Here is an 18,126-nt window from a genome sequence, read left to right as displayed (position 1 = left end):
CGGCGACGTGCTCACACCTCTCGGCCCACAGGATCCGCGCGAGATCGCCGGGTACCGGCTGATCGCCCGGATCGGCGAGGGCGGGATGGGCACGGTCTATCTCTCGCACACCCGGGGCGGCCAGGCCGTCGCACTGAAGCTGATCCGCCGCGAGTTCGGCGACGATCCGGAATTCCGCCGCCGGTTCGACCAGGAGGTGCAGGCCGCCCGGCGCGTGCAGGGCTACCACCTGGTGCCGGTCGTCGACCACGACACCTCCGGCCCGCTCCCCTGGCTGGCCTCGGCGTTCGTACCCGGTCTTGCGCTCCAGGCGGCCGTCGAGTCCTGCGGCCCGCTGCCGCTGCCCACGGTCTTCCGGCTCGTCGGCAGCACCGCACAGGCGCTGACCGCCATCCACGCGGCCGGGGTCGTCCACCGCGATCTGAAGCCCGGCAACATCCTGCTCGGCGCGACGGGCCCGTACGTCATCGACTTCGGGATCGCACGCGCCGCCGACGCGACGCAGCTCACCGGCAGCGGAGTGATCGGCACACCGCAGTTCATGTCGCCGGAGCACGCGCTCGGCGAACAGGTCGGGCCGGCCACGGACGTCTTCTCGCTGGGGCTGATCGCGGCGGTCGCGGCGACCGGACGGCACCCCTACGGCGCGGGCGGGGCGCTCACCGTCGCCACCCAGATCGCCAACACCGCCAGCCGTCCGCCCCGGCTGGACGGCTACCCGGCCGAACTGCGCGCGCTGCTCGAACGCTGTCTGATCGCCGACCCGGCCGCCCGCGTCACCCCCGCCGAGCTCGTGTCCCTGTGCGAGCGGGCCGCGGGTGGGCCGCCGCAGGAGTCCGGGAGTTGGCTCCCCGAACCGGTCGCCGCGGAGATCGCCCGCCGCGAACAGGCCGCGCAACTGCCTCCGCAGCCGGCCGCCCCGGCGGCGCAGCCCACGTACCCGCCGGGCCCGCCGCCGTCCGGACCGTACGCCACCGGCACAGTGCCGCCCGCCGATCCCGTACCGCCGTACGGAACGGGGCCGGTGGCGAGCGGCGCGTGGCCCGACACGGTGCCGCCCGTCCACGCCACGGACGCGAGCACCGGCACCGGACCGTTCACGGCGCACCAGCCGCCCCCGCAGGCTCCGGCGACCGGCACCGCCAAGCCCCGCGGCAGACGGCCGGCCCTGCTGATCGCCGCCGTGGCGGTCGCATTCGCAGCAGGCATCGGCGGCACGCTCTGGGCGGTCGGCAACAAATCGGACGACACGAACAACGGGAACGAGCGGAGCACCGACGGCAAGGAAGCGGACCCGCAGCAGTCCCGGCAGAACGGCACCGGCGGCGGGTCCACCACGCCCGACCCCGCCGGTTCGTCGTCCGGCACCAAGCCGACGAACCCCGCGAACCCCTCGTACACCCTGGTCTTCCAGGACAAGCCGCTGACGCTGCGCACCCCGTCCGGCCTGGACTGGACGTACGTGGACCTGGACGCCCCGAAGGTGGACCCCACCGCAGAGATCGACTCGGAGGATCTCGAATTCAGCGCGGGGTACGACACCCTGCGGCTCGACCGGGCCCTGGGCAAGGCGAGCGGTGCCTCGCCCGAGGAATGCCGGACCGCGGCCGAGCAGAACCCGCTGCCCAGCTCGGTCCCCAGCGAGACGTTGGTCAAGGACAAGACCATCGCGGTGGGCGACCTGATGTGCAGCGTGACGTCCGAGGGCAATCTCGCCCAGTGGAAGATCGCCGAAGTCGTGGTCAACGACGACAAGGAGACCCCGACCTACGAGGGATCGCTGACCCTCTGGAAGATCAACGGATAGCCGCCCGCCCCCACAGCCGCAGCAGCACCCGCTCCTCCGGCTCCCCGCCCGCCAGCAGTGCCGCCGCCCGTGACCAGGTGGCGGCGGGCAGCCCGTGAGCGGTGATCAACCGGTGGAGTACGGGCGAGGGGCCCGGCAGCATCAGCAGTTCGCCGAGCAGCCGGGCGTCGGCGGGCGGTGCGCCGGTGGCCAGGACCAGATCGAGCGCGTCCGCACCGAAGCGCTCCACCAGCGCGAGCCCGTCCTCGCCCGCCGCGAGCAGCCACGGGGTGAGCCGGCCGCTCTGCCCGCCGTGCCGCTCCCGCTGCTCGACCAGCAGCCGCAGCACCCGCTCGCCCGCCGGGCCGGCGAGCAGCGGCAGCCAGCGCGGGCCCCAGACGGTCAGGGCGTCGGCGGCGCCGGGCAGCCGTTGTTCGACGACGGCCGCAGTGACGGCGACGCGCGGTCCGAAGCGGACGCCGACGGTGAGTACGGCCTCCAGCGAGGGCGGTGCCAGCACCCCGGTGAGCGGGGCGAGTCCGGCCAGGGCGCGGCGCTGTTCGGGGCTGAGCCGCAGCCGGTCGGCGAACTGCTGGGCGATCACCCCGAGCCCTTCGCGCAGCAGGGTCCGCAGCGCCTCGGCCGGGTCCGGGGCGGCGAGGATCATCGGGAGTTCGCGCCGGGCCCTCGGATCGAGCACCGCCTCGGGCTCGGCGGCGTACAGATCGAGGAGCGCGGCGCGCTGGCGCGGGCTGCCGAGACCGGCCAGCAGGGGCAGCAGGGCCGGGGTGGCCAGCAGTGAATCCAGCACCGGGGCGGCCGTGCCGGACGCGCCGAGCACCGCCTCGGTGACCCGGCGTCCCAGCCCCGTGCCGTCCACCGCCCAGTCGCGGATCTTGCCGGGGCGCTCCACCACATTGCCGACGACCCAGCCGAGCGCCTTGCCCCGGCCCAGTTGGAGCCGCGACCACTCCACGGCCGCCGCGGTGGCGAACGGGCCCGCCTGCTCGCTCTCGTAGCCCCGCTCCTGGAAGGCGACGAGCACCTCGTCGAGCGGGCGCCGCAGCCCTTCCGCGTAGCCGCTGAGGACGGTCATCGCCCGCTGGTCCAGGCCGAGTTCGTGGGCGTGGCGCAGTCCTTCGGTGCCGAGGGCGGCGAGGGCGGCGGCCGGGTCCGGGAAGCCGGCGACGATCTCGGCGATGTCGAGGTCGCCCTGTTCGGCGAGCCAGCGGGCGGCGAGCCGCGGGTGCGCGCAGACGGTGGCCCAGTGCTCGGGGCCGGTGCCCAGCAGGGCGCGTACCGCGTCGGGGCCCGGGACCTCGGCGTCGGCGGCGATCCGCAGCAGCACCCGGGCGTCGACGGCGCCCGCCGGGTCCTGGGCGGCGATCTGGACCCAGCCGAGGCCGAGGGCGCCGAGGTGTTCGGGCTGGCGCAGCCCGTCGAGGAGCATCCGCCACATCTGCGGGGTGTAGCGGGCCAGGAGGTCCAGGTCGTCGCCCTGGAGGTGCGGGCCGAGCAGTTCGAGCAGCTCGGGGTCCTCCAGCCGTCCGGCGAGGAACTGGAGGCTGGGCGCCGGGATCTCGGAGAGCACCGCGACGAGGGTGTCGTCCATCGAGGCGACGGCGGCGGCGAGCCTGGCGGGGTCGACCTCGGTGACGGCGGTGCACAGCCGCCCGTACAGACCGACCCGGCGGATGCCGGGGCGCTCGCGCAGGGCGTCCTCCATCGGCAGTGCCCCGGCCGCGACCGGCCGGTCCGGGTCGAAGACCGTCGCGAGCCGGGTGGCGACGGGGAGCAGCCGGCGGGCCGCCTCGTCGTAGAGGTCCTCGGCGGCCGGGCCCAGCAGCGCGGACATCAGGCAGTCGCGGAAGACGGAGCCGGGGACGCCGGACAGGGCGGCGACCAGGCGCCGCATCCGGGCCTCGTCGAGCAGCCGGTTCTGCTTGCGCATGCCGGGGGCGTTCTGCCGGGCGCGCACGGCGACGAGCAGTTCGGTGTTGGTGCCGAAGCAGTCGGTCATCTGGTCCAGGAGCTTGCCGCGCTGGCGCGGCGGCAGCTGGTCGGCGCCGCCCAGCGCCAGGGTCCAGCCCGCCGCGAAGGTCCGCCGCCGCATCGCCTGGCCGCCGACGCCGCCGAGGAGTTCGGCGGAGTAGGCGTCCATGTCCCGGTCGGTGAGGTAGGGCAGCTGGTCGGCGGGGCGGCCCGCGATGCGCGGTACGGAGCCCGCGAGGTCGTCCGGGTCGACCCGCTGGGCGCGCCCGCCGCGTACCGCCTCGATCCGCCGCAGGTCCTCACCGCCGATCCGGCCCGCGACGACGAGCCGGGCCCGGGGCGCGGCGGCCGCGGCCCGGCAGACCTGGGCGGCGAAGTCCTTGGGGTTCAGCAGCACCCAGCCGGCGCCGGAGAGCAGGGTGGCGGTACGCGTGCCCAGGCGCCGCTGCTCGAACGCGGCCAGCGCGATCACCTTGGGCCCGTGGTCGTGGAGCAGGCCCAGGCGCAGCACCTCGGGGTTGATGTCGAGCCGGTTGCCGCCGCCGGAACCCTGGGCCGCGTCGTCGTACACGAGCAGCGCCTCGGCCTCGGCGAAGTCGCGCACGGCGCGAGCCTCCTCCTCGTGCCGGGCGGCGCCGGCCAGGGTGTCGGCGAGCTGTCCGGGGCGCAGCGCGGGCACCCGCTGGAACCCGGCGGCCGACAGATAGCCGCCGAGGTCGGCGGGGCCGTGCACCGGCCCCCAGGCGGCGGGCGGCAGTCCGCAGGCCATCCAGCCGGCCAGCCGGGTCAGGGCCCGCAGCTGCACCTCCCGCCAGCGCACCGCGGTGTCCTGGCCGGTGGCGGAGGCGGGCGGCAGGTCCTCGCCGAGCAGCAGGGCGCTGGGCAGCGACATGCCCTGCGGCCCTGGCATCCGGCCCTCGGACGGTACGTAGCCGTGCCGGCCGAGGCCGACGAGTGCGAGCGAGCCGGAGTTGAGGACGAGGTGGTCCGGGGAGAGTTCCAGCGGGGTGAATCCGGCGTGTGCCATGTCGTCCAGGGCGCGGCCCAGCGGGACGAGGGTGTGCAGCGCCTCGGCGGGGGTCCAGCGGTGGCCGGCGGCGAGCATGGTGTCGAGGTCGTCGCGCTCGCGCAGCGCGTGCAGCGGTATGGAGGAGGCGCCGGGCGACCAGGCGGTGACGAGGGCGGGCGGCAGCCCGGGGTGGTCGACGATGTCCAGGAGGGCGGGGGTGACGGGGCTGCCGGCCGCGAGGAGGGCGGCGGCCCGGCCGCGCTGCTTGCGGTTCGGGAAGACCCGCAGTGCGCCGTACGCGTCGGCGTGCTCGTCCTTCACCAGCCTGGTGGCGCGGACGGCCGCGGCGCCCGAGGAACGCAGATGGCCGGGGCGCAGCTGGACGGTGTGCGGCTCCCAGGTGCGCCCGGAGCGGCCGGGGATGCGGGTGAGCAGCCCGGTGAGCGTGGCATTGGCTCCGGTGCGGCGGGACGTCGGGGCTCCGTGCCGGTGCTGGTCCGTCCCGGATCCCTGCTGGTTCGTCCCGGATCCCTGCTGGTTCATCGGGGCTCCCCCAGGGTGCGGAGTGCGGACTCCAGGGCTGTGGCGCTGCGGGCGCGGGCGAGGTCGATCCGGACCCGGTCGACGGTGGCCAGCCGGAACTTCTTCGCCGACAGGCAGGTGGTGAGGGCGTTGGTGAGGATCGGCCCGTAGCGCAGACCGGCGATGAAGCGGCGGGCCGGGGCGCTGACGTCGAAGTCCTCCGCGTACAGCTCGCGCGCCTGCCGGTCGGTGAGCCTGCGCAGCGCGGCGGCGTGGGCGAGGGTGGCGCCCAGCATGTAGATGTCGAACCGCTCGGAGGCCGGGGCGAGTTCGGAGGGCTCGTCGGTACCTTCGGCACTGGGCGGGGCGTAGGCACTCGTGGTGGTGCGGATGCGCTCGCCGATCCGGACGGCGGCGTCGTAGTCGATGAGCACGTACCGGGCGGGCGGCCCGAGGACGAGGATGTTCTCCGGCTTGATGTCGGCGTGGATCCAGCCCTTGGAGTGCTCGTCGCCGTTGTGCCGGCCGGCATGCAGCGCGGCCAGGGTGTTGCACAACTGCTCGGCCAGATCCAGGAGTTGATCGCGTGTGAAGCGGCGGTGCGATTTGGCCCGCGCGTCGATCTCCTGCTGGAGGGTGCGCGAGACACCGCCGCGGTGCCCGATGAACTGCTGCACGAGGAAACTCTCGTACGGCACCTCACCACCCCGCTGTCCGTCGTGTCCGCGGTTCGCGAGCAGGGAGGGGGACGGCTGGGACTCGACGCTGATCACGACGGGGCACTGCTGGGTGAGCTGGGCGGCCTGCCGGGCCGCCCGCAGCCCCTGGTCCCGCTGGCTCTTCTGCTCGCCCAGCGCCCGGTGGACGCTGCGCGGGTCGTCCAGGTCCGTCTGCGACCACCACATGCCCTTGATCACCACGTCGCCGCCGGACCAGCGGTCCTCGGCGAGCACGGCGTACCCCTGGCCGGCCCCGGCGAGGAGGCTCTTGGTGCGAAAGCGGCCGTCCTCCCCGTAGCTCTCGGGCAGCCAGGCCAGCCGGGGCGAGCCCAGGTTGTCGGGATGCTCGGCGTGCACCCAGCCGGGACTGAACCCGCTCACTCGGCCTGCTCGCTTCCGTTGCTGATCCGCAGCCGTACGGTGCCCGGCCCCAGGTGGAGTTCGTCGCCGTCCTCCAGCGCGTACGGCGTCCGGGCGGCCAGCCTGGCCGTGCGCGGCAGCCCGTCGAAGTCGAGCTCCGGGTTGAGGAAGGAGGCGTTGTTGTCGGGGAGGTGCTCGGCGAGCGGCCTGCCGTCGTCGTCGAGGAAGATCCGCAAGTGGGCCCGGCTGATCTCGGCGGCCCGGTCGGCGCCGAGCCCTTCGGTGACATCGGTGGTCCCGGGGCGGCTGCGCGAGGCCCGGCCCAGCGTCAGCCCCTGCGGCGGCACGGTGACCGTCGTGCGGACCGTGTAGCCGTGCTGCACGGTGACCTGGACCGGTCCCGCGTCCAGCCCTTCGGGCACCGGCGGTTCGACGACGACCTCGACCGCCTCGTAGCCGCACGAGCGGCAGAACCAGCGGCTGCCGTCCTTGTTGACCTGGCGCGGCAGCAGCACCGTGCCGCCGCGCAGACAGGTGCCCGCCGGGTCGGTGCACCGGAAGCGCTCCTCGGCGTCCTCGCGCAGCAGCCCGGCCTTGTCGAGCTTGTGGAGCCGGTCGCGCTCGATCTCCTCGTCCGTGGCGACGCCGAGGTGGCGGGGGCTGAACACGACCCGGCCGTGGACCCTGCGCACCGACCAGACCCGGGAGTTGTTGCCCTGCAGCCAGGAGTGCTCCCGGCGGGCGAAACGGAAGTTGTCGCTGGAGACGATGGCGGCCCCGAACTGCGCGGCGAGCGCGAGGATCCGGTCGTCGGCGTCCCCCTGGTGGACTTCGAGCCACTGCTCGCGCTCGGCCTGCTTCACCAGATGCTGTTCGTCGAGGAACGGGCGGACGGTGGCGTCGAGCACCGCGATCGCGGCGCTGCCCGGGTGGTCACGCAGCCAGCCGTCCCGCACCTGGACGACCCGGGAGAAGGGCCAGGGCCGCTTCCTGGTCGCCGCGACGTTCGAGGCGTCGATGATGACGCCGGGCACACTCACCGCGGCTCCCGGCCGGGCGGCGGCGCGGTGGGGGCGTCGGGCGGAAGGGTTGGCGGGCCACCGTACGTACCACTGCCCCGGTCGTACGTCCCACTGCCGCTGCCACTGCCGTACGTGCCGCTCCCCCTCCCACTGCCGTACGCGCTGCTCCCGCCGCTCCCGTATGTTCCGCTCCCGTATGTTCCGCTCCCGTACGTGCCGCTCCCGTACGCGTCGCCGCCGTACTCGTCGTCATCGTCGTCGTCGTCGAGGCTCTGCTGCCGGCGCCGGGCCCGGATCTCGTCCGGGGTCTCGACCGGGATCTGCTGGAACCACTCCCGTTTGGACTTCGTGGAGCTGCGGCTGGACGCCGCCCGTGCCTCGTTCGCCACGTCCTTCGGGTCGAGCCCGTCCCGCAGACCGCCGCTCGCCCGCTGGTAGGCGGCGGCCAGATCTGGGTCGGGGATGCGCCGGGCGCGCCCCACGCCCTCCTGGTAGATCCGCTCGCGCTCCGCCTTCGAGGCGGCCGCCGCGATCCGGCCGTTGATCTCCCGGTCCAGCTCGATGGCGTCGATCTGCCGCTTGAGGTCGGGCTGGAGGATCGGCGACATGGGGTTGTCGACCGTGCGCAGCGCGATCTGGCCGGGCGCGAGCTGCCGCGAGTCGCGACCCGTGCCGAGGGAGCCGGTCGCCTTCAGCACGGGCATCGGACCGGCGCTGATCCGCTCGGGCGCCCGCAGCTTGAGCGCGTACAACGGCTGCCCCTCCTCCCCCGCGCCGATCACGCCGAGCTTCAGCCGGACCCGGCTGGGCCGCCGCCCGCCGCCGTCGGCGAGCGCGCCGTCGACCCGGCGGCGGGTCGGGTCGAGCTGGTAGACGCCGAGCACCGGGAAGCTCGGGTTGATCTCCAGGGACAGTTCGCCGCTGCCCGCCACGACGTCCCTGCCGAAGGCCGCGAACCTGGCCGTGATCTGCTTCATCGCCTCGGCGGCGCCCGCGCGGGAGGCGACGTGCTCGGGCAGCCCGGTCGGCGCGAGGCGTTCCAGGAGCCCGAAGTCTGCGCCCGCGCCGATGCCGATCACATCGGTGTGCAGCTCGCGGTCGGCCGCGTCGCGGGCCAGGGCGGCCAGCCGGCCGGGGTCCGTCTCGCCGAAGTTCGGGATGCCGTCGCTGAACAGCACCACGCGGCGCGAGGCGGCCCGTTGCTGGTCGAGCTGCTGGTACGCGCGTTGCAGCGCGCCCTCGATGTTGGTCCAGCGGCGCTCGTCGTCGATGTTGCCGTTCCACCGGCCGCGGCGCTGGAGCTCCCCCGCCGTGCCGGAGAAGCGCAGCCCGGTGTTCTGAGCGAAGGTCAGCACATCGACGTGGGCGCCGCGCGGAAGTGCGGCGACCAGCTCCCGCACACCGGCCTCGGCGACCTGTTTGCGGCTCGCGTCGTCGGGGTTGTTCGGGTCGGCGAACTCGTCGGTGCTCGAATCGGCCCTGATCTCCATGGAGTAGCTGTCGTCGACGGCGATGACGTAGGCGACGCCCTCGACGACGCGGTCACCGCGGCCCAGCTCGCGCGGGGCGATCAGTACGGTGAACTCCTCGCCGAGATGCACCTCCTGCCGGTCCGCGGTGATCTTGATGTCCTCGGTGGTCATCAGTCCTTCGCCTCCCCCACCGCGCACACCAGCGCGGTCGCGTTGTCCCAGCCGCCCAGAGCCTCCGCCCGTTGCACCAGCGCGGCGGCGAGCGCGGGTGCCGTCGGCCGGCCCGACGCGTCCAGCTGCGCGGTCAGCTCGGCGAGCACGGCACCGAACCATCGGTCCCGTTCCGGTTCGGTCGCCCCGTCCGACGCGAGCAGCAGCAGATCCCCGGGGGCGACCCGGAACGTCCGGTGGGCCCAGCGGGCCGTACCGCCGCCGAGGAAGGAGACGAGCTGCGACTCCTCGCCCTCGGCGTCGGCGGTGACCCGGAGCCGTTCCGCGAACCCGGTATGAGCGGGCGTCAGCTTCCATGCTGCGTACGGGATTTCGTTGGCCGGCACGCGCACCGGCCGGATCAGCCAGGCCTCGGCGTCGCCCACCGAGACGACGGACGCCGTGCCGTCGGGCCGCACGGTGGCAAGGACCACGGCCGCGCTGCCATCGGCAGTGGCCCGCCCCACGGCGGCGTCCAGCTCGGCGATCAGCTCACCGGGCCGGAGCGCCTCCGGGACCGGATCACCGGGCGCCGCGTCGCCGCCCGTGCCACCGCGCCCGGTCGCCGCCTCCTCCAGCCGCCACCGCCGCACCGCCTGCTCCAGCGCCGCCCGCGCGGCCGTGCCGCCCGAACCGTCGCCGTCGCCGGTCACCCCGTCGAAGACCGCGCACCGCAGCACCCCGCTCGGCCCGGCCAGCGCCCCCGAGGTGTCCTCGTTGTCGGTGGCCGGATCACCCTTGGCCTTGCGCGAGCCGACCGCGCTCTCCCGGTAGCAGAGCGTGGAGACCCCGCCGGGCGCGCGCCGGTCGAGCGCCTCGTGCAGCGGGGCGAGCCCGGCGGCGACCCCCTGGCGCAGTTCATGGCCGAGGAGCCGACGGCAGACCGCGTCCAGCCCCGGCGGGAAGTTCCCGGCGAACACATCGAGCATCTGGAGCGCGTCCCTCAGGTCCAGGCACGGCCGTTCGGCCACGGCGCCCACCAGCGCCCGGACCAGCGCCCGCCGGTCCCTGAGCTGCGGCGCCCCGTGCTGCGCGCCGTCCCGGCGCCCGCGCGGGCGGATCCGTCCGTCGAGGTCGTAGCGGGGCAGCGCGGCCACCTGCCAGCCCTCGTACGCGTCGTGCCGCACGGACTCGGCGACCAGGGTTCCGGGCCCCGCCAGATCGAGCGCCGAGTCCACCGCCCGCCACAGTCCGGGCAGGGCCGAGACGAGCTCCTCGCGGTCCAGGCTGTGCGTCTCGACCACACTGTCGCGCAGGGCCGGGGCCAGCGCCTCCGGCCACTCCACCCTGATCTCCGGCAACGCGACGGCCTCGGACCCCGGCGCGGCACCACACCCGGACGCGGCCCCGCGTTCCGGCGCGGCACCGAACCCCGGCGCCGCGCCGAAGCCCGACACGGTCCCGGACGCCGACGCATCCACGGACTCCGGCACACCCGACTGCGGCACATCCGACCCCGGCAAACCCGACTGCGGCACACCCGACTGCGGCACATCCTGCCCCGGCACACCCGACTCCGGCACATCTGCGGGAAGTTCCACGCTCATGCTCCCCTCGTACCCCCTTGATCACGCCCGCCCCCGGCTCGCCGGCGGCGGTCCAGTACGTGCCGCAGGACACCCGCCTGCTCGGCCTTCGCCAGCTCGTCGCTCAGCCGGGCGATCTCCGCCTCGGCTCGCTGGGCCCGGTCCTGCCAGTGCCACACCACCTTGGCGACCTCGTCGCGGGCCTTCCCGATCTGCTGCTCGGCGTACTCCTGGGCGCGCCGCGCGGCCTCCTGGGCCCGCTGCTCACGCTGGGCGGCCCGCTGCTCGGCGGCCTCCGTCCGCTCCCGTAACTCCGCCTTGGCGGCGACGAGTTCCCGCTCGGCGCGAAGCGCATCGGCCTCGACGGCGGCCCGCACCCGGGCCCGTTCCTCCTCCTGCGCGCGGTGCAGCAGGGCGTCGAGATCGGGGCCCTGCCCGACCGGGAACACCCCGGCCCGTCCGGGCTCGGCGGCGGTGTACGGCTCGGGATCGGTGTACAGCGCCGCCACGGGGGTCGCGGTGCCGACGGACGGTTCGGCGAGGGCCAGCGGTACGAGCCGTACGGTGAGCGCGGCCGGATCGACCACCGTCACCGGCCGCCAGCCACTGAACCCGTCCGCGGCCGCGCCGCCTTCCCCGTCGTCGCCCCGCACCACCGCCACCCGGCAGCCCGAGCCGAGCACGGCCTCCGCCCCGTCGACCTGCGCCCACAGGGTCTCCCCCGCGGTCAGCAGGGACGCGGCAACCTCCGGGGAGGGAACCGGAAGGCCGTACGGACGCGGAGGGGCAGGCGGCGGCGCGGAGGGCGGTGGCGGCGGCGCGCCTCCCGCCACCGGTGTCTCGTCGGCGAAACTGCCCCAGCCGTCGCCCCCGACGCCGTCCCCGCCGTCGCCCGCCCCGGCGGGGGCATGGTCGGGTGGTGGTGGCGGAGACTGCCCCGACGGCGTCTCATCGATGAACGAACCCCACTCCGACACTCAAACGCCCCCACGTTCTCGTCCCTGCCGTCCCACGGCCCGTCCGACCGCGTCCCAGCCGGAACTCCGCGACCTTCGAGGACGTCAATATAGTTGCACCACAATGGTATTAACATGCCGTCAGCTTCCGGTCAGAGACTTCAGAAGTACTTCAAGAAGCACTTCTGAAGTACTTCGACGGGACTTCCGGGAAGGCGATCTCGATGGAGGACCACCTCACCACCGACTTCAGCGCGGCCTGTTTCCTGGTGGATCTGTCCAACGTCGTGCGCAACCGCGCGCTGGGCGAACCCGGTGCCCGCTCCCTGCGCCGGCTGCGGCTCCTCGTGGACGCCGCGAAGAAGCTCGCCCGGGATCCGGACGTCAAGCTGTATCTGGTCGCGGACGCCAGCCTGCGGCTCGGCAGACGCCGGGAGTTCACCGATCCCGCCGACATCCGGCTGCTCGGCCGCTGGGTGGACCGCGGCCTGGTCGAGGAGCTGCCGGACGCCGACGACCGCCTGCTCGAACTGTGCTCGTACACCGGCATCCCCGTCATCACCGGCGACCGTTTCCGCGGCCACCGCGAGTCGCACCCCTGGATCCAGGGCAATACGGACGACTTCCTGGAGCCCGTCCCGGCCGGCGGCGGCGAAGTCGGGCTCGTCCCCGTCGACATGGGGGTGGCCAGTGCGCTGGACATCTCCAGGAAGATGGAGGAGGACGTACTGAAGAAGATGGGGCTGCTGGGCCCGCACCGCACCCCCCGATTCGACGTGGTCAGCCGCAACTGGCGCTGCACGGACCGCCGTTGCACCCTCTACGACACCCACAAGGGCAGCGCCGCCCTGCTGCCGCGCGTGCTCAGGGGCGTACCCCACTGCCAGAGCCACGGCACCCCGCTGGCCGACGACGGCCCGCGCACGGCGACCGTCCAGCTGAAGCTCCTGGTGGAGGGCGATGTGAAGGCCCGGTTCACACTGGAGGACGGCACGACGGTGAAGGTCGGCCGGGCCCCCGGCGAGGGCGGCATCTCCCTGCACGACCTGGTCCCCGAGCACCGCACCGCCGGCCTCAGCCGCGCCCACGTCGAGCTGCGGGTGACCGGCGGCATCGTCCACGTACGGGACCACAGCACCTACGGCACCCGGTGGCGTTCGACAGCCGGCAGATCGGGGCCGGGCCCGTGGAAGAAGCTCGGCACGACCGAGCGGCAGTACCACGGCGGGGACGAACTCCGGCTGGTCGAGGGCGTGATCCTGGCCCGCAGCGGCCGCCGCTTCCCGACCGAACTGGCTCAGGAATGGCAGCGCCGCCGGCCGCTCCCGCCGGACGCGGCAGCCGAAACCCGCATGTACTGACGCCCCGCACCGCGACAACGGAGGGGAGGCGGCCACCGGATCCCCGGCGACCGCCTCCCCTCGACTACCAGCCCTCAACCGGCTACGCGTGCGTACGGAGCAGGGTGCGCATCGTCCGCATCGCCACCGACAGGTTCGCCAGGTCGAACGCGTCCGACCCCCGGATCTCGTCGAGCGTGGAGCGGGACCGGGTGAGGATCGCCGCGTTCTTCTCCTCCCACGCCTTGAACCGCTCCTCCGGCGTCGAGGTCCCGTTGCCGGCCGCCAGCACGTCCGCGGTGAGCGCGGCGTGCGCGGCGTACAGGTCCTCGCGGATGGAGGCGCGGGCCATGGACTGCCAGCGGTCGGCCCGCGGCAGCTCGATGATCCGGTCCATCAGCTGGGTGATGCCGAGCCGGTCCGCGAGGTCGTAGTACACCTCGGCGACGGAGAGCGGGTCCTTGCCGGTGCGCTCCGCGATCGCCACGATGTCCAGCGCCGGGAACGCGGAGGAGAATCCGGCGACCCGCTGGGCCAGCTCGCCCGGAACGCCCGCCTCGGTGAGCTCGTCCAGGATCGACTGGTACCAATCCAGGTCGGCGCCCATCAGCATCTTGGGCAGCTCGGCCCAGACCTTGTCGACGCCCTCCTTGAAGAAGTCGATCGTCGCGGCGATCTCCAGCGGCTGCGGCCGGTTGCCGAGCAGCCAGCGCGAACCGCGCTCGACGAGCCGGCGCGAGTGCAGCCGGATCCGTGTCTGCACATCGGCGGCGACCTCGTTGTCGAGCGCCTCGACAGCGTCCCACACCTGGCCGAGGCCGAAGATCTCACGGGCCGCGAACTGGGCCCGCACGATCTCCTCGATCGAGGCACCGGTCTCTTCCCGCAGCCGGTGCAGGAAGGTCGAACCACCACTGTTCACGGTGTCGTTGACCAGGACCGTGGTGATGATCTCGCGCCGCAGCGCGTGGCCGTCGACCGCCTCGGGGAACTGCTCGCGCAGCTGCTCCGGGAAGTAGGCGTGCAGCAGCTTCTGCAGGTGCGGGTCGTCCGGCAGGCTGGTCCGGATCAGCTCCCGGGCCGCCGTGATCTTGGTGTACGCGAGCAGCACGGCCAGCTCGGGCTGGCTGAGCCCCTTGGAGGCGCCCAGCAGCTCACGGATCTGGCGGTCGGCGGGCAGGAACTCAAGACCGCGGTCGAGGTCGCCGTCGCGGCCCAGCCGGCGCATGAAGCGCTGGTGGGCATGGAGCAACGAGGGCGACTGGGCGGTGGCGTTGGCGAGCGCCACGTTCTGCGCGTAGTTGTTGCGCAGCACCAGGCGGCCGATCTCGTCGGTCATCTCGGCGAGCAGCTTGTTGCGCTGCTTGACGGTCATGTCGCCGTCCCGGACCAGACCGTTGAGCAGGATCTTGATGTTCACCTCGTGGTCGGAGGTGTCCACGCCGGCGCTGTTGTCGATCGCGTCGGTGTTGATCCGGCCGCCGCCACGGGCGAACTCGATCCGGCCGAGCTGGGTGGCGCCGAGGTTGCCGCCCTCGCCGACGACCTTGGCCCGCAGGTCCTCGCCGTTGACCCGGATCGCGTCGTTGGCCTTGTCGCCGACGTCCGCGTTCGACTCGGCGGAGGACTTGATGTACGTACCGATGCCGCCGTTCCACACCAGGTCCACGGGGGCCTTGAGGATGGTCTGCATCAGCTCGGCGGGCGTCATCTTGGTGATGCCCCGCTCGATGCCGAGCGCCTCCCGGATGTGCGCGTTGATGGGAATGGACTTGGCGCTGCGCGCGTGGATGCCACCGCCCGCGGAGAGCAGGTCCTTGTTGTAGTCGGCCCAGGAGCTGCGGGGCAGCTCGAACAGCCGGCGGCGCTCGGCGTACGAGGTGGCGGCGTCCGGGGTCGGGTCGATGAAGATGTGCCGGTGGTCGAAGGCGGCGACGAGCCGGATGTGCTCGGAGAGCAGCATGCCGTTGCCGAAGACGTCACCGGACATGTCACCGACGCCGACGACGGTGAAGTCCTCGGTCTGGGTGTCGTGGCCCAGCTCGCGGAAGTGCCGCTTGACGGACTCCCAGGCGCCGCGGGCGGTGATGCCCATGCCCTTGTGGTCGTAGCCGGCGGAGCCGCCGGAGGCGAAGGCGTCGCCGAGCCAGAAGCCGTACCCGACGGCGACCTCGTTGGCGATGTCGGAGAAGCTCGCGGTGCCCTTGTCGGCGGCGACGACCAGGTAGGTGTCGTCCTCGTCGTGCCGGACGACGTCCACGGGCGGCACGACCTCGCCGGCCACCATGTTGTCGGTGATGTCGAGCAGAGCCGAGATGAAGGTGCGGTACGAGGCGATGCCCTCGGCCATCCAGGCGTCACGGTCGACGGCCGGGTCCGGGAGCTGCTTGGCGACGAATCCGCCCTTGGCGCCGACCGGCACGATGACGGTGTTCTTCACCATCTGTGCCTTGACCAGGCCGAGGATCTCCGTACGGAAGTCCTCCCGCCGGTCCGACCAGCGCAGACCGCCTCGGGCGACCTTGCCGAAGCGCAGGTGCACACCTTCGACGCGCGGCGAGTAGACCCAGATCTCGAAGGCCGGCCGGGGGGCCGGCAGGTCCGGGATGGACTGCGGGTCGAACTTCATCGAGACGTAGCCGTGCGGCTTACCGCTGTCGGCGCGCTGGAAGAAGTTGGTGCGCAGGGTGGCCTTGATGACGGTGAGGAAGGATCGCAGGATGCGGTCCTCGTCGAGCGAGGCGACCTGGTCCAGGGCCCCGTCGAGCTCTTCGAGGAGGCCGTCGATCAGTTCGGTGCCGGCGTGCTGCCGCTCCGGGGACATCCGGGCCTCGAAGAGCGAGACCAGCAGCCGGGTGGTGTGGACGTTGTTGCGGAGGGTGCTCTCCATGTAGTCCTGGCTGAACGTCGACCCGGCCTGGCGCAGGTACTTCGCGTAGGCGCGCAGCACCATCGCCTGGCGCCAGTTGAGACCGGCGCCCAGCACCAGCGAGTTGAAGCCGTCGTTCTCGGCCGCACCGGTCCACACGGCGGCGAAGGCGTCCTGGAAGCGGTCCCGGGCGTCGTCGGCGAGGTAGTTGCCGTTGCCGCCCACCTGCGGCATCCGGAGCCCGAAGTCGTAGATCCAGGCGTGCGTACCGTCTGCGCAGCGCAGCTCGTACGGGCGCTCGTCGACGACCTCGACACCGAGCTGCTGGAGGGCCGGGAGCACGGCGGACAGGGAGACCTGCTCGCCGCTCCGGTAGATCTTGAAGCGGCGTTCGCCGGGGGCGGCGCCGACCGGCTCGTACAGGCTGAGGGCGAATTCCTTCTCGTCCTGCTTGAGCGCTTCGAGGTGGACCAGGTCGGCCACGGCGGAGCGCGGCGTGTGGTCGGCCTTGTAGCCCTCGGGGAAGGAGTGGCCGTACTGGCGCAGCAGCTCGGCGGCGCGTTCCTCGCCGCATTCGGCGCCCAGTGCCTCCTGGAAGCCGTCGGCCCAGGAGCGGGCGGCCTCGACGAGCCGGGCCTCGATGCGGTCGGCCTCGGCGTCGGTGAGGTCGGGCAGTTCGGTGCCGGGTGCGACGCGGACGACGAAGTGCAGCCGGGAGAGGATCGACTCGGTGTTCCAGGCGGTGAAGTCGACGCTGGTGCCGCCCAGTTCCTCCTTGAGGATGTCGATCAGCCGCAGCCGCACACCGGTGGTGTAGCGGTCGCGCGGCAGGTAGACGATGGCGGAGTAGTAGCGCCCGTACTCGTCCTGGCGCAGGTAGAGCCGCAGCCGGCGGCGCTCCTGGAGGTACAGCACGGAGGTGACGACGGAGCGCAGCTGGTCGACGGGCGTCTGGAAGAGCTCGTCGCGCGGGTACGTCTCCAGGATCTGGAGCAGGTCGCGGCCGTCGTGGCTGTTGGGCGAGAAGCCCGCGCCCTCCAGCACCTCGGCGACCTTGCGGCGGATGACGGGCACCCGGCGCACGGACTCGGTGTAGGCGGCTGAGGAGAACAGCCCGAGGAAGCGGCGCTCGCCGACGACGTTGCCGTGCGCGTCGAACTTCTTCACGCCGACGTAGTCGAGGTAGCTGGGGCGGTGGACGGTCGAGCGGCTGTTGGCCTTGGTGAGGACGAGGAGCTTGCGCTCGCGGGCCTTGGCCCGGGCGTCGGCGGGCAGCCGGTCGAAGGACGGGCTGACGGGGTGCGCCTCGTCGACGCTGTGGTGCGGGTCGGAGCGCAGGATACCGAGGCCGGTGCCGGGGACTGCGGCCAGCGAGTCGGTGTCCTTCAGCTCGTACTCGCGGTAGCCGAGGAAGGTGAAGTGATCGGCGGCGAGCCAGCGGAGCAGCTCCCTGGCCTCGTTGACCTCTTCGTCGCCGAGGTCGTCGAGCGGCTCGCCGGGCAGGTCGTCGGCGATGCGCAGCGCGGCGTCGCGCATCTTGTCCCAGTCCTCGACGGTCTCCCGTACGTCGGACAGCACGCGCAGCAGGTCGGCGGAGATCTGCTGGAGGTCGGCGCGGTCGGTCTCGCGGTCGATCTCGACGTGGATCCAGGACTCGACGAGCGCGTCGTGCGGCAGCTCGCTCTTCTTGTCGTCGGCGCCCTCGCGGCCCGCGGCGAGGCCGTTGCCCTCGGCGAGGACCTCGATGAGCTTGCCGGTGACGTCACGGCGTACGACGACCTGCGGGTGGATCACCACATGGATGCCGCGTCCCTGCCGGGACAGCTCATTGGTGACGGAGTCGACCAGGAACGGCATGTCGTCGGTGACGACCTCGACCACCGTGTGGCTGCACGTCCAGCCGTTCTCCTCGACGGTCGGGGTGTGCACCCGGACGTTCGCCGTGCCCTGCGGACGCGTCTCGGCCAGCCGGTAGTGGGAGGAGGCCGCACCGAAGACGTCCACGGGGTCGCGGCCCGCGATGTCCTCCGGGGCGGTGTGCAGGTAGTAGCGCTGGAGGTAGGAGAGGAGCACGTCCTGCCCGGGGCGCTCCTGCTCGGCCCCGGTGGCCGCAGCACGCACCCGGGAGGTTCCGCCCGGGCCACCGACACCACCGCCCGGGCTGCTGTCAGCTACCTGCGCCGCCCGTGCGAGCAGCTCGGCCTTGGCTTCGTCCAGCTTGGTCTGCATGTCCTCTGGCTCCTGTCGCGCGCCGTTGCGTGACGTAGGTGGAAAAGACGACGTACCGCCACGACACGGGGTTTCCGGTCTGAGTCGACGCTATGCCGCTATGAGAGATGCCCG

Annotated in this window: 9 protein-coding genes; 2 read left to right on the top strand and 7 right to left on the bottom strand. The window is 73.1% G+C overall.

Annotated features, from left to right (window positions below; all coding sequences use genetic code 11):
- Positions 1–7 precede the first annotated feature (7 nt).
- On the top strand, positions 8–1,807 hold the full coding sequence (locus ACIRJP_RS32330) for a serine/threonine-protein kinase (protein ID WP_404181868.1): 1,800 nt from the start codon (positions 8–10) through the stop codon (positions 1,805–1,807).
- On the opposite strand, the gene ACIRJP_RS32325 is transcribed toward ACIRJP_RS32330, so the two are convergent.
- Genes ACIRJP_RS32325 through ACIRJP_RS32300 form a run of 6 tightly spaced genes read right to left on the bottom strand, consistent with a single transcriptional unit; the run spans position 1,797 to position 11,595 of the window.
- Positions 1,797–5,330 carry a hypothetical protein gene (locus ACIRJP_RS32325; protein ID WP_404181865.1) on the bottom strand — a complete coding sequence of 1,178 codons (3,534 nt, stop codon included), beginning with the start codon at positions 5,328–5,330 and terminating at the stop codon, positions 1,797–1,799. The genes ACIRJP_RS32330 and ACIRJP_RS32325 overlap by 11 nt on opposite strands.
- A complete protein-coding gene (locus ACIRJP_RS32320) occupies positions 5,327–6,409 on the bottom strand; it encodes a hypothetical protein (protein WP_404181862.1) in 1,083 nt (360 codons plus the stop codon). Before ACIRJP_RS32320 ends, ACIRJP_RS32325 begins: the two co-directional genes overlap by 4 nt.
- Entirely contained in the window at positions 6,406–7,428 is a 1,023-nt protein-coding gene (locus tag ACIRJP_RS32315; protein ID WP_404181859.1) for a hypothetical protein, read from the bottom strand. Before ACIRJP_RS32315 ends, ACIRJP_RS32320 begins: the two co-directional genes overlap by 4 nt.
- Complete coding sequence (locus ACIRJP_RS32310; RefSeq protein ID WP_404181856.1) at positions 7,425–9,053, bottom strand: VWA domain-containing protein; 1,629 nt, start codon at positions 9,051–9,053, stop codon at positions 7,425–7,427. Before ACIRJP_RS32310 ends, ACIRJP_RS32315 begins: the two co-directional genes overlap by 4 nt.
- A complete protein-coding gene (locus tag ACIRJP_RS32305; protein WP_404181853.1) occupies positions 9,053–10,639 on the bottom strand; it encodes a SpoIIE family protein phosphatase in 1,587 nt (528 codons plus the stop codon). Before ACIRJP_RS32305 ends, ACIRJP_RS32310 begins: the two co-directional genes overlap by 1 nt.
- Positions 10,636–11,595 carry a hypothetical protein gene (locus tag ACIRJP_RS32300; RefSeq protein WP_404181850.1) on the bottom strand — a complete coding sequence of 320 codons (960 nt, stop codon included), beginning with the start codon at positions 11,593–11,595 and terminating at the stop codon, positions 10,636–10,638. Before ACIRJP_RS32300 ends, ACIRJP_RS32305 begins: the two co-directional genes overlap by 4 nt.
- Before the next feature lie 203 nt (positions 11,596–11,798).
- Here ACIRJP_RS32300 and ACIRJP_RS32295 point away from each other — a divergent pair, with 203 nt between their 5' ends.
- Positions 11,799–12,935, top strand: coding sequence for an FHA domain-containing protein (locus tag ACIRJP_RS32295; RefSeq protein WP_404181847.1), 1,137 nt, complete (start codon positions 11,799–11,801; stop codon positions 12,933–12,935).
- Between the two features lie 82 nt (positions 12,936–13,017).
- Here the strand turns inward: ACIRJP_RS32295 and ACIRJP_RS32290 are convergent, their stop codons facing one another.
- Positions 13,018–18,012: an NAD-glutamate dehydrogenase gene (locus ACIRJP_RS32290; RefSeq protein ID WP_404181844.1), complete on the bottom strand. Its 4,995-nt coding sequence runs from the start codon at positions 18,010–18,012 to the stop codon at positions 13,018–13,020.
- Positions 18,013–18,126 lie beyond the last annotated feature (114 nt).

Origin of the sequence: Streptomyces sp. NPDC102437 (genome assembly GCF_044765565.1) — a bacterium.
Taxonomy (GTDB): Bacteria; Actinomycetota; Actinomycetes; order Streptomycetales; family Streptomycetaceae; genus Streptomyces.
The sequence above is the reverse complement of the archived record's forward strand: the minus strand, read 5'-3'. Positions and strand labels throughout refer to the sequence as shown.